Here is a 12,956-nt window from a genome sequence, read left to right on the forward strand (position 1 = left end):
ATATGATACGTAGATCATTCATATTGGTGATTGCCTTGCTGCTGTGTGCGGTGGTGTGGTGGATTGGGCCGCTGATCGCCATCGGCACCTACCGGCCGCTGCTGTCGGTCTGGGTCAGAGGCATCATCATCGCCCTGATCCTGTGCTGGGCGCTGTGGCCGTTCGTGGCGACGTTTTTATCCTGGGTGTTCCGCCACGCGCGGGCGCCGGCCCCGGCTAAAAGAAAAACCGCGCAGCGAGATCGCGTGACCTCGCGTTTTTACGACGCCTTGCGCACCTTGCAATACGTCGGCACGTCGAAGCAGCGTACCCCCTGGCAGCGTTTCAAATACCGCCTGACGCGCCGTTATATCAGCGAAAAGCCCTGGTTCCTCGTCATTGGGCCGCCGGGCAGCGGCAAAACCTCGCTGATCGGCGAAAGCGGCGAACGTTTCTTGCTGGCTGAACACTATGGCCTGCAGCAGACCGTGGACGTCGGGCCGACCCAGGATTGCAACTGGTGGCTGGCGGAGAACTCGGTGTATGTGGACACCTCCGGTGAATGGCTGCAGCTGAACGGCCTTGGCGAAGACGGCGCCAGGGCGCGCGATACCCTGTTCAAACTGATCCGGCGCCACCGCCGCCATCCGGGCATCGACGGCATCATGCTGTGCCTGGATGCACGCTGGCTGCTGCATGCCTCGCTGACGGAAAGAAAATCCGTCGCCGATGCGCTGCGCGTGCGCCTGCTGGAAATGGCCTCATGGTTCCGCTGCGAGCTGCCGGTCTATCTTACCATCAGCCACCTCGATCAACTGGTCGGCGGCGAGACCTTCCTGTCGATGCTGGGCGACGATCTGTTGCAAAAAGGGATGGGGTTCAGCCTGAACCGGGCCGAACAGGGCGAAACCCCGTTCGAGCAGTATGAAGATCTCTATCGGGAGATGGTGGCGCGCGTCAGCCATCACGTGCTCGAACTGCTGCACGATGCGCCGGACGGCCAGAACCGCCAACAGCTGCTCTTCTTCACCGAGTCGTTGGGATCGCTGGGCAACCCGCTGTATTCGCTGCTGGAGCAAATTTTCCCGCAAACGCCGGTGGGCTACGCCTGCCATTTGCAACAGGTATGGCTGGGCAGCACCATCGCCTTGCCCCCGCAGGGCGCGATTTATAACGCCGAAGCGGCGGATATCTATGAAGCCCGTCCCACCGGGCGCATTTACCACCCAGAGCTGAATTACGCCAGGCAGGAGCGCGGGGTGCTGCAGCAGTCCTCTCACGCCAGGCCGCTCGGCAGCCGCATGAGTTCCCTGGGCCGCTATGTGCTGGTGCTGGTGCTGCTGGCGGTCTCTTTTAACCTGCTGGCAATGCGTTACCTGTGGGAGAGCGATTACATTTCTTACATTGCGGCGCGCTTTGACGAAACGAAGCGCATCGTGCGCGAAATACCGGTCACGAACCGCGTCAGCGACGACGTCATTTCCGCGTACGAACAGCTGGGATACATGAACGCGCAGCTGGGCGGCGAGGTTTCGCCGGTGCCGAATCCCTATTTCGAGCACAAGCTGATCAACAGCGCGGCGCAAAAGACCTATCAACGTCATTTGCTGCAGATCTTCTGGCCGGCGGTGGAAAACTATATCGCGGACGAACTCAAGAATGACGTTTCGGCGTCCAATAAGGACGTCTACGGCACGCTGAAAGTGTATCTGATGATGGGCGAACCCTCGCACCGTTCCGCCGAGGCGCTGGTCGATTGGTTCATGACGCGTTGGGATAGCTTCATGCCGCAGGGCTACACCGACATGAACAAAGGCATTTTCGCTTACCACCTGCGGGAAATGTTCTCTTTGCCGAATGCGCCGGTCATGAAAATGAACGGTGACCTGCTGCGCCTGGCGCGGGTGAAAGCGATGAATATTCCGATGCAGGTCAGGGTGGTGCGCCGTATCGAAGAGAAACCGCTACCGGCGGCGATCAATGACATTTCATTGGCCGACGCCGCGGGGCCGAACGTGTCATTGATGCTGCGCCGCAAGAGCCAGGCGACGGTCACCGATACCGCCGTGCCGGGGTTCTATACCCGCGCCAGCTACCGTGATGTCTTCCTGGCACAGCTCGATGACGCCGCCAAAGACATGATCGAAGAAGAGTCCTGGGTGCTGCGCGACAGCGCTGAAGGGAAAAACGCGGTGAACTCGCTGGCCTCGGCGCAGAAGCTGGCCGACGAGGCGAGGAAGCTTTACCTCATCGAGTATGCCGATAAATGGGATGCTTTCATGCGCGACGTGCGCGCCCGGCCGGTCAACGGGCTGGAGGATGCGGCGATATTGGCGCGCCAGCTGTCCGATCCTTCATCCCCGTTGGCCAACCTGGTGCGTTTCGCCGCGCGTGAAACCAGCATGACCGGCACCAACCAGGGCGATGCGGCAAGCTGGTTCGATCGCCAGCGCAATCGTATTGAACAGCAACGGCGTGACATCCTCGGCGAGATTTCCGGTGAGCGCGCGCGTTTTCGTCTCACGCCGGAACGCGCGGTGGAAGACCGTTTTGAGCTGCTTCGCCGCCTGGGGTATCAGCTGTTGCAGACCACCAACGCCAGCAATGATCCGCTTAGCCGCAGTTTCGAAGCGCTGTATAGCCAGCTGACCACGCTGTCCACCTCATTGCGCGGTGGCCAGGTGGTGCCCGCCGGCGGCACGCTGAAGCGGCTGCAGCTGGATGCGGCGCGTCAGCCGGAACCGGTGCGCAGCGTCATGATGGATCTGTTGCAGGTTGGAGACAGCCAAACGATCCAGCAGAGCCAGAAGAACCTGAGCAAAGGCGCTTCATCGCTGGCTTCCGGGCTGTGCAAGGGCAGCATCAGCGGGCGCTATCCGTTCTCGCGCAACGCCAGAGCGGAGGTCGGCATCGAGGACTTCTCGCGCATGTTTGGGCAGAACGGCGCCATGCAGCAGTTCTTCGATGAAAACCTGGCCGCTTACGTGGATGTCAACGCGCAGAAATGGAATGCCAAACCGGGGTCTGAGGGGATCGTCAATGCGAGCACGCTCGGCGCATTTGAAAATGCCCGTTTGATTCGCGACACCTTCTTCACCGCCGGCGACAAACTTTCGTTTTCCATGTTCATCAGGCCGCTGTCCCTGACGCCGACCATCACGGAAGCGACCCTGGACATCGATGGGCAGGTGATTAACTACAGCCATGGTTTTAGCCAACCCACGCGTATCGACTGGCCCGGCCCGAAAGGCGGCAGCTATGTTCGGCTGACCTTCCGCACCGGCACCGGTCAGATCCAGGTCGCCAGTTTCGACGGGCCCTGGGCCTTATTCCGGATGTTCGACGCCAGCAATCCCGTGCCGCTTTCCAGCGACAGGCGAGAGCTGACGATGTCAATGTCTTCGGTGGTGGGCGTGCTCAAACTGGAGCTGCGCTCGACGATGAAAGATTTCCCACTTTGGTCACGGGCGTTGCGAGGATTCTCGTGCCCGAAAGCGATGTAAACACAACCATAAAGAGGTGATAAACATGTTAGATCCAGCCAAAATTTTAGAAACCATGAAGGCCGGCGGCAATTTGGGCACCAACTCCCAATCGTCGCTGAGCCAGCCGTTTATGCAAGGCGTCAGCAATATTCAAATGTCGGGGCCGGATGCGGCCAAGTCGGTCATGAGTAACGTGACAAAATCTTGCGATGATATGTTCGGCAATATGAAGGGCATTTTTAATGGGCTGCAGTCGAATGTGAACGCACACCAAAAAATGCAAACGGGCGAACAGCCTAAAGATTTTAATGTTTCTATGGACGATCTTCGCCCGGCGATTGCGAAAGGGTTCCCGCACGAAATGGCGGACTTCTTTTCCAAAGTGCCGAAACTGTAATCAGCGACTCGGTGGGTAATTTACCTGGGGGCCGAAATGCCCCCTGGTATTCACAAGGAGAGGTGAGATGATCAACGAATGGATGTTAAAAAATGCCAATAAACGCATGGGCTTTTTTATTGTGGTGATCCCCAGCCTGTTTTTTTGGATGATGGTTTTTCTGACCTTTTATATTTTTTGATTCTTTGAGGTAAAAAAAAGCACCCGCTAAGGTGCTTAAAGTGAAACGAATTAAAAAATAGGAAGGGATGAAAATGCGTTATTACAGTTTTGAAATGATCTGCAATCCGCTGGAGATCAGCGCATCGACGGCCAGACCAATACCTTTACCGATGGTGCCGACAACGGTTTTGGCATCCGGGTTAACACCGGCAATCGCGGAAATGGTATCAATACCGGTTCCCACTGCACTGCCAATCAGTGTCCCTACGTCACCAAAAAAACCAGCACCGTTCACTTGTTCAATTTCAATTGCGGATAGTTCTTTCATGATTGAAACTCCTTTTTCAGTTAGCCCTTTACTTCAGGCAATTTCATTATTGCAAATCAGGTCTTTTTTTCAACAGAAGTATTACTGTTTTTTATACTATTCTGTTGTTTGTTATTTTAATTTCGTATCGTTAGAGTATATATTGCCGAAGCCTGATTTTCGTCTTCCCCGTTCGTGCTGAATGAGGGATGCCGGTTTTTATTTTCAATCTGAATGACCTATATCCGAAGGGGAATTTATGAAGGTTTTGACGACACCGGAAAGGCCTTTCCGCTATGAAGATCTGGCGGAAAAAATTGTCACCGAGGCCAGAAGCCGCTTGGGTTGCGCCGCTCTGCGGTTTTTAGACTGCCTGATCCAGGGGTATGGCCCGCCGGTGATTGTCTTTGATATCTATAATAATCACGGTAAGTTGCAAACGGTGAAACTGATTCTCCCCATCGGAAGTCATAAGCAGTTAAAAAAAGATCACCTCGGGCTGATCGCCTGTCTGGAGGCTAAAAAACTGGTGAGGTTAAAAAAGATATAAACCATGATCCGCATCGGCAACGTCGATTGAGTTCTTTTTGTTTTTCGTCACACCCTTTAATAACCTCTGTTCCTGCCTGGATTCTCTTATATCCGCGGGCGATGCGTTCGCCTTTTTTCAATCCATCAACGCATTTTTTTGGAATCACTTATCGTCATAAAGTGTAGCTTTTTTTTATGCATTTTTTTTACAATAGGATTAATATGGTTATAGACGGTTTTTTAATATGGCCTGCCGGGATGACGGCATATCTCGAGATAAAGCATTATCCCGCCTTTCTTCTAAGTAAAGTCCTAATACATAATCGGATGCTCTTAATAATCAATACAGAGCCGTGTTATGTTCTATATTATGTTTTTTTTCGATATTTATCTGGATATATTGCGCTCTTGGAGTAAAATTAACTTATCAGAGAAAATTCTTGGCACCGTATCACGGATGGCAATGATGCACTATAAATATAACTTAAGGTAACCCATTACCTTGTAAAACGCGGTACTTCCCCGCGTCTTGCTTTTGTGCGCTCTCCAGGGCTGATGAGTTTATATCATTATATATAAAATACACTTTTTGCGAGGCGAAGACGTTTCCGTATCGCATATAACGCTTTTTTATTAAAAAGCATCTCAAAACTAAAAAATAATCACAGCAATCATATTGCAGTAAGGAGAGTGGGCAAGCGTAGTCAAAAGGGAGGTTTGTTAATGGAGCGCGTCAATATTGCTATCGTCGATCAAAATCAATTTTTCAAGCTTGGGTTGGGGCTCGCCTTGCAAGAGGGTTTTCTCCAGAATGGTGTCAAGGCCAAGATCACGGGAGAGGAACGGGCCAACATTATATTCCGGGCGCCGGATAAGCGGGTGTCCATCAATTTTTGCCATACCCAGCTTTTGCAGGGCAATTTTTCTTCTATTCCGCTCTATTTTTCAATACTGGAGCATAAAACGATTTTTCCAAAAATCCATTGCAATCTAGAGGCCGGAAGCATTACGCGCAAAGACGGCGTGGCGGCGATCGTGGATAAGGTCATGTTTTGCTATCGCAAGAAAAACAGTTTGGTTTCAAGCTATTGCCCGCGTTGCCGCACCCAGTTGACCTTTAGCGAAGGGAAGGTGTGCCGTCTGATTCATCTGGGATACTCGCAAAATCAAACTGCGATGTTGCTCGGCATCAGCCCGAAAACGGTCAGCATTCATAAACGCTCTGCGATGAGAAAACTGAATATCGATAACAATATTGAATTCTTGCGCTGGTTAAAAATGCACAGCGACTCTTGTTAATGGAGAGGGGGAAAGTGACGATCTGATGCGGTATTTTTACCGGCGCAGGCGGCGATCGTTCATGGTTGCCGCCTGGCATGGAATAGGTTTTATAGGGAGATAAAACATGGCTGATTTTGTAAGGGAAACGGTTTCCAAAAATCATTTCAAATTATTGCAGGACCTTTATGGCAGAGATCTGGGCGGGGAGCGTTTCCTGCACTGGAAGCATCTGCTCGATCCGCATTGTGGTGCGCCAAGGGAGAAGACGGGCATATTCTACAAGGATCGCGAGCGTTATCTCGGGATGTTCGTTTCCAGCTTTTATCCCTTTAAGATCAACGGGGTTAATGTCAATGTCAATATGCTTGGCGATCTTGGTATCCATCGTCAGGTAAAGTCCGCCACCGTATTGAAAGACTTTTTCCTGCAGGCCAGACGTTCGGATGTGGCGGCGGATATTTGCTTTTCCGATGACAGGAAGATCCGGGTCTACGAAAAAATATTTAGAAAGTATTTAACAACCAATACGCAAATCTATCCTTATGTCGAATTAACCTTAAAGCCTGACAAGTTTATGGCATTTCGTTTTGCTGAAAGTGGGCTCGCACAGCAGGCAAGCTTCATCAATAATTTAGGGCGGGAAAAAGATCGCCGCGCCTTTGAGTATATTGAAAAACACCCCCTGTACCATAAAATTCATTATATCAACAAAGGCAGCCACTACGCCGTGATTGGCTGTTCCCATGAATGTGCCGAACTCTTGGATATTTCCAACCCTTCCAGGGAGTGTTTTTCCTGGGTCATCGGCGTGTGTCGGCATCTGCATAGCCGTTGCAAGGTGATGATCCCCCTCGCTTTTTATAAGTCGGTTTGCGCTCAGGCGGCGGAGGTCATTTCAGAAAAACGCATCAACATGCTTATCGGCTATTACTCACAAAAGATAAGCGATCTGATGCCGAAAGAGGTTTGGGTATGCCGCATGGATCGCCGTTAAGCAGGGCTTGTGTATTCTAAATGGAGTGTTTGTCATGGAAGAAATTCCTGTATCACCCTACTCAAAAGTTTTTATCGATGAATATGATCGCCATCCTGAAGGCTGCAATTACAACGTATTGGTGCTGCAGCAAATTGAGGGCGCGCTGGATCCCATCCGGTTGCAAGCCGCGCTGAATGCGCTGGTGCAAGATCATGTTCTGCTGAACAGCCATATTCATGAACAGGATGGCGAGCTGTATTGGCGCCGCAATGACGCAATCCATCCGTTGCAGCATTACACGGACCGCACGCTGCTGACGCAAGTGATTCGCCGGCCCTTCGATATTTACCGCGGGCCGCTTTATCGCTGGGCGCTATTCGCCGAGGGAGAGCGGCGCTATACCTTGGCGTTAGTCGGCCACCATCTGGTGATTGACGGCGCCTCTTCCGACGAGTTTTTCTCCCTGGTGAGCCAGTACTATCGCCAACAGCGGCTGGCGACGCGCGTCGAGGCCGCCGAGATCGCCGCCGTTAACCGGCAACTGCAGCAGGAGGTGAAACAACTGGCCGCCGAGGGGGCGCTGGCGCATTGGCGCGCCGAAGCGGAAAGTTTGGGCGCGCTCGAGGTGCCGTTTGAGCGAAGCGGCGCCGGCCGTGAAGACGAAGCGGGTGAGCTGCGCTTCCACTTTCCCAAAGCGCAATGGAAAGCGCTGAAACAGGCCTCGGGGATTCGGCGAGTGAATGATTTCCTGGCGTTGCTGGTGCTGTGGGGCATCTTGATGGCGCGCAGTGGCAATCAGGAAACGGTCTACATCAGCTATCCGGTGTCGATAAAGAAGGGGCAAAAATTTGCGCTCGGCGGCCATGTGAACACCAGCGTGTTGCCCCTCTCTTTGCGTGACGGCGCGAGTTTTTCCGACGTTTATCGACGGGCGCTGGCATTTATTACCGCCGCGCCGCCGCAGTCGCGCCAACGTTTTAACCAACTGCCCACGCAAGAGGTGGTGCGGGCGTTGGGGATCCGCGCGTTGCCGATCTCCTTTGCCCAAACCAACTTGCGCGATGCGGCATTGCCGCTGGCCGATTGCGCCACCTGGCCGCTATTCGAAGCCAATCACGATATGGCCAGCGCGGCGCTCTCGCTGGAATACGAAGACCGGGCCGATATTGATGCGTTGCAGTTCCGGTTGCGCTTTCGCCAGGGCATGTTTGACGAGGAAGACATGCGCGACTGCGCGGCGCATTTTACTCGCCTGATGCAACAGGCGATGAGCGCGCCTGACGCCCCGTTAAGCCACATGGCCTTCTATCCCGCCGCCGACAGGTCGCCGCCGGATAATGAAAGTCTCCCGCTGCCAGGGAGACCCTCAGCGCCCGTTTTGAAGCGACCGCGCAACGCTATCCGGAAAACATCGCGCTGGAGTATGAGGGGCTGCGCGTCAGCTACCGTGAGTTGAACGGCATGGCGAACAGCCTGGCGCGCGAGATCGTGCTTCGCTATGCGTCGCTGACCGGGGGCGAGCCTCAGGCCGACACGCCGATCGCGCTGTACAGCGAAAAAAGCCTGGAAATGGTCGTGGCACTGCTGGCGGTGCTGAAAACCGGCGCGGCCTATGTGCCGATCTCCTGCCATTATCCCCAGGCGCGTATTCAACATATTCTTGCGGAAACGCGGGCTGCCTTGGTGATTGCCGGGCCCTCTATGCAGACGGCGGCGGAAGCGTTGGCGGCGATGATGCCGCATCCCCAGGCCGTGCTGACACTGGGCGATCTGAGCCGCCTGCCGCATGAACGGCATAATCTGCCGGTGGTCACCGCCGCCGAACGGCTTGGCGCGATCATTTATACCTCGGGGTCGACGGGAGTGCCGAAAGGCGTGATGCTCGAGCAACAGGCGATGTGCGGGTTGGCGACCGCGTCCGGCATCGCGATTACGCCCGAAGATGTCTTGTTGTTCCTGTCCAGCCCGGCGTTCGACGCGGCGACGTTCGAAGTGTGGGGCGCCTTGCTCAACGGCGCCAAACTGGTGGTCATCCGCGACACGGAAGATATCGCCGGCGATGTGCCGCAGTTGGAAGCGCTGCTGCGTCGGCAGCAGGTGTCGATTCTTTGGGCCACGCGCAGCTTGTTCGATCATCTCTACCTCAGCAACCCCGATCTGTTTGCCGGGCTGCGCTATCTGCTGGTGGGCGGGGAGGCGCTGACCGCCACGCTGATGCAGCGCCTGGTGCGGCAACCCCACCGTCCGCAGTGGGTCATCAATGGCTATGGCCCCACCGAATGCACCACGTTTACCACGATGTACGCTATCGCTCAGGACGAAGCGCGCAGCAGCATTCCCATCGGCAGGGCGATACCGGGGCGTGAGCTCTACGTGCTGGATCGCTGGCGGCAACCGCTGCCGCCGGGCTTGGCCGGCGAGTTGTATATCGGCGGTTCGGCGCTGGCGCGCGGTTATCTCAACCAGCCGCAGCAAACCCAGGCGAGTTTCATCGAGTTGCACGGCCGGCGCTTATACAAAACCGGCGATCGGGTGCGTTGGCTGCGCGACGGCAATCTGGAATATCTCGGCAGAAATGATTGCCAGGTGAAAATTCGCGGATTCAGGATTGAACTCAGCGAAATAGAAAATGCGATCAATGCCCTGGAGGGCGTCGAGAAAGGCGTAGTGGTGGATGTCGTCCATCGGGAGAGCAAGCGCCTTGCCGCCTATTTGCTGATGGCGCGGGGCGTGGCCTGGGATCCTGCCGAGTTGCGCTCCCGGCTTGAGCGCAGTTTGCCGGATTATATGGTGCCGTCCAGCTATGTCGAGATTGACGAGATACCGCTGACGGTTAACGGCAAGTTGGATCGCTCGGCCTTGCCCGCGCCGCAATTCGCGCAAAGCGGGCGTTATGCCGCGCCGGAGAACCCGCTGGAGGCGCTGATTTGTTCCCTGTGGTCGAACATTCTTGGCGTGGAGACCGTGGGCATCGACGACGACTTTTTCCGATTGGGCGGCGATTCGATCCAAAGCATTGTGTTTACCAGTGAATTGAGCAAGTCGGGTTACCACAGCAACTCGCGTGCGGTGTTCGAAACCAGAAATGCGCGGGCTCTGGCCCAGCGGATTCTGCGGCAGCAATACGCGGTTACCGCGCTCAACGAACAGGGCGAACTACAGGGCGAATTCGAGCTGCTGCCGATTCAGCGCTGGTACCGTGAGCTGGCGCCGAATTGCAGCGCCTTCTTCAACCAGACTTTTTTGGTGCGGGTACCGCCGATGTCCGCCGAACAGGTCGCCGATCTGGTGGCTGCGCTGGCGGATCAGCATGACATGCTGCGCGCGCGTTTTAGCGTCGACGACGCCGGCGTCATCGTGTCGCAGCGCTACCTGTCAGCGGCCGACGGCGGCCCTTCATGGGGCTACTATGACCTGGCGCTTTGTCGCCAAAGCCGCGCCGAGCTGCTGCGCCAATGGCAATCGGGGTTTGATCCGGCGGCAGGGCCGATATGCCGCTTCGTTTACATCTTTGACAGCCGCGCCCCCGGCTACGCGCTGATGTTCTGCGCGTTTCATCATCTGATCGTCGATGTGGTTTCCTGGCGCATTATCGTCAGCGACCTGCAGCGGTTGCATCAGGGGGAATCGCTGCCGGCAAAAGGCACCAGCTACCGCCAATGGGGAGAACGGTTAAGGCAATACGCGGCAACCCGGCAAGACCAATGCGCTTACTGGTTGGCGATGATCGCCGGGCAGCCCGATTACGCCACGCTCAGCGGCGTGGCGCAGGCCCCTGAATTTTGCCGCTTCGAGTGCGATGTGGCATTGACCGCGCTGCTGATGGACGGTTGCCACCAGGCCTACAACACCTCGGTGCGCGAAGTGCTGCTAGCGGCCCTGGCGCCGGTGCTGCAGGCATGGCACGGCAGGGCGGACAGTTACCTCACGCTGGAACACCATGGCCGCGATATTAATGACGATAAGATCCGGCTTGAGGGCACCGTCGGCTGGTTCACCGCCTTGATGCCCTTGCGCATCACCGCGCACGAGTGCCAAAAAACCACGCTGCGCGCCATCAAGGACAGGCTGAGAAAGATGCCTGACCACGGTATCGGTTATTCGGCGCTGAAATATGCTTCAGCGCCGGGCGATGAGGTGCCGGCTTGCCTGCGGCGCCACCGCCTGCCGGCCATTTCGTTCAATTATCTCGGCGCGTTCAACGAGCAGGCCGACGACGCGTTATGGGCCTTGATCGACCAAACGGCGGATTTGGAAAATGGCGCGATGCCGGTCAGCGGCAACGTATTGGATCTGGTGCTTTATGTTTACGACGATCGGCTAAACATCGTCATGTCAGGTCTGCTGCCGCATGAAACGCTGTCGCGGATCGGGTCGCACTATGTCGACAGCCTGTCGGCGCTGGTCGAGCACTGCTGCCACGAAGCCGGCAACGGCGTTTGTCTCGCCAGCCCGGGCGACTTCCCCCATGCCGACGTCAGCCTCGCCGAATTGGATCGCTGGCAGCAAAAGCATCGCCTCGCCGCCGTTTACGAAGCCACGGTAACCCAGCGAGAGTTGATGTATTTCAACCGACTCAACCGCGAGTATCAGATCGACCAGGCGGTTTATGAGATCGCGGGACCGTTGCAGCCGGCCGTGTTGAATCAGGCGTGGGCGCTGGCGCTGCAGCGGTTTGAAATGCTGCGCGCCGGATTTGACGATCAAACCCGCCGCGGCCGGCCCAACGTCTTTATCTGCGAGACGCTGCAGGCGCCGATCGCGATGGACGATTGGTCGGATGCCGCGCCAGCCTCTCTGGAGGAACGGATGGAGGCGCTGCTGGCCCGGGAGAGGGAGACCTCGTTTGAGCTGGATGCGCCGCCGTTGATTCGCTGGCGCCTCATCAGGTTGCATGCGGACGAGCACTATCTGGTGCAGACCTTTAACCACATTCTGTTTGATGGATGGTCGCTGGGAGTCTTGTTCGGCCAGTGGTTCAACGATTACCTCGCCCTGTTGGCGGGCAGGGTGCCGGCGCTGGAGATTAACCGATTCGAACCTTTTGCCGCCCATGTGCGCACGCACGGCAATGATCCCGAGGCGCGGGCCTTCTGGGCAGACTATTTGCGAGATGCGCCGGTCAATCAACGCTTGCCGCTGACTGCCGCACCGCAGCTCGTACCGCAGGGGCGCCGGATGCGTCAGCATGGCGACGAATTCTCCAGCGCGCAGATGGCGCGCCTCACCGCGTTTTGTCGGCGGCAGGGGATCACGGTCAATCAACTGACGCAGCTGGCCTGGATGCTGGCGCTGGCCGAGGCGCTGGCTTGCGATGATATCGCCATCGGCACGACCATGAGCGAGCGTCCGGCCGACATTGAGCAGGTGCAGACGCTGTTTGGCCTGTGTGTCGCAAGCCCGGTGCTGCGGCTGCGGGCGATTCGCCGACGCCCCCTTTATGAGCTGCTGGATGACATCGCGGGTTCACAAACCTTCCGGCAGAAATACGCCTTTTCCGAACTGAATCGATACGACGAGAATTGGGTGCCTACCTCGCCGTTCGGCAGCCTGTTCGTGTTCGAAAACATGCCGAAACCGGCGATGGATCCGCGGCTGCCGTTTCAGTGCCGCGTGATGGATATCGTCAGCGGCAGCAATCACCAAACGGTGCTGTGCCTGTTCCCCGAGGCGGAACGGCTCGCCATTTCACTGTTTTATGATTCCCACGAGATCGCTCGGGAAAACATCGTCGAATTGGGCCGACGTTTTCTGATTATTGCGCTTGCGATCGCCAATCTCCCGCCCGACAGCGACATCTGCGCTGAGGACGGGATTATCCAGGCTGAGGAGGCATGA

At 56.1% G+C, this 12,956-nt stretch carries 8 protein-coding genes; 7 read left to right on the forward strand and 1 reads right to left on the reverse strand.

What is annotated here, in order from left to right; all coding sequences use genetic code 11:
* Positions 1 to 2: 2 nt before the first annotated feature.
* A complete protein-coding gene (tssM, locus tag ACUTSC_RS12790) occupies positions 3 to 3,482 on the forward strand; it encodes a type VI secretion system membrane subunit TssM (RefSeq protein WP_060439600.1) in 3,480 nt (1,159 codons plus the stop codon).
* 25 nt (positions 3,483 to 3,507) lie between these two features.
* The gene (locus ACUTSC_RS12795; RefSeq protein WP_004935323.1) at positions 3,508 to 3,861 is read left to right on the forward strand and encodes a DUF6277 family protein; all 354 of its coding nucleotides are present in this window, start codon (positions 3,508 to 3,510) and stop codon (positions 3,859 to 3,861) included.
* 262 nt (positions 3,862 to 4,123) lie between these two features.
* On the opposite strand, the gene ACUTSC_RS12800 is transcribed toward ACUTSC_RS12795, so the two are convergent.
* Positions 4,124 to 4,351 (reverse strand): hypothetical protein, encoded by a 228-nt coding sequence (locus ACUTSC_RS12800; RefSeq protein ID WP_019453435.1) that lies wholly within the window; start codon positions 4,349 to 4,351, stop codon positions 4,124 to 4,126.
* Between the two features lie 238 nt (positions 4,352 to 4,589).
* Here ACUTSC_RS12800 and ACUTSC_RS12805 point away from each other — a divergent pair, with 238 nt between their 5' ends.
* The 5 genes from ACUTSC_RS12805 (at position 4,590) to ACUTSC_RS12825 (ending at position 12,956) form a co-directional block, all read left to right on the forward strand.
* Positions 4,590 to 4,880, forward strand: coding sequence for a hypothetical protein (locus tag ACUTSC_RS12805; RefSeq protein ID WP_038872271.1), 291 nt, complete (start codon positions 4,590 to 4,592; stop codon positions 4,878 to 4,880).
* A 704-nt stretch (positions 4,881 to 5,584) separates the two neighbouring features.
* Positions 5,585 to 6,160: a helix-turn-helix transcriptional regulator gene (locus ACUTSC_RS12810; RefSeq protein ID WP_070914592.1), complete on the forward strand. Its 576-nt coding sequence runs from the start codon at positions 5,585 to 5,587 to the stop codon at positions 6,158 to 6,160.
* Positions 6,161 to 6,266: 106 nt separating this feature from the next.
* The gene (locus ACUTSC_RS12815; RefSeq protein ID WP_445653351.1) at positions 6,267 to 7,136 is read left to right on the forward strand and encodes a hypothetical protein; all 870 of its coding nucleotides are present in this window, start codon (positions 6,267 to 6,269) and stop codon (positions 7,134 to 7,136) included.
* 34 nt (positions 7,137 to 7,170) lie between these two features.
* Positions 7,171 to 8,574 carry a condensation domain-containing protein gene (locus ACUTSC_RS12820; protein ID WP_445653352.1) on the forward strand — a complete coding sequence of 468 codons (1,404 nt, stop codon included), beginning with the start codon at positions 7,171 to 7,173 and terminating at the stop codon, positions 8,572 to 8,574.
* Positions 8,550 to 12,956, forward strand: a complete 4,407-nt coding sequence (locus ACUTSC_RS12825) for an amino acid adenylation domain-containing protein (RefSeq protein WP_445653404.1) — start codon at positions 8,550 to 8,552, stop codon at positions 12,954 to 12,956. The genes ACUTSC_RS12820 and ACUTSC_RS12825 overlap by 25 nt, the downstream gene beginning before the upstream one ends.

It is taken from the genome of Serratia sp. TSA_105.2 (assembly GCF_052692115.1).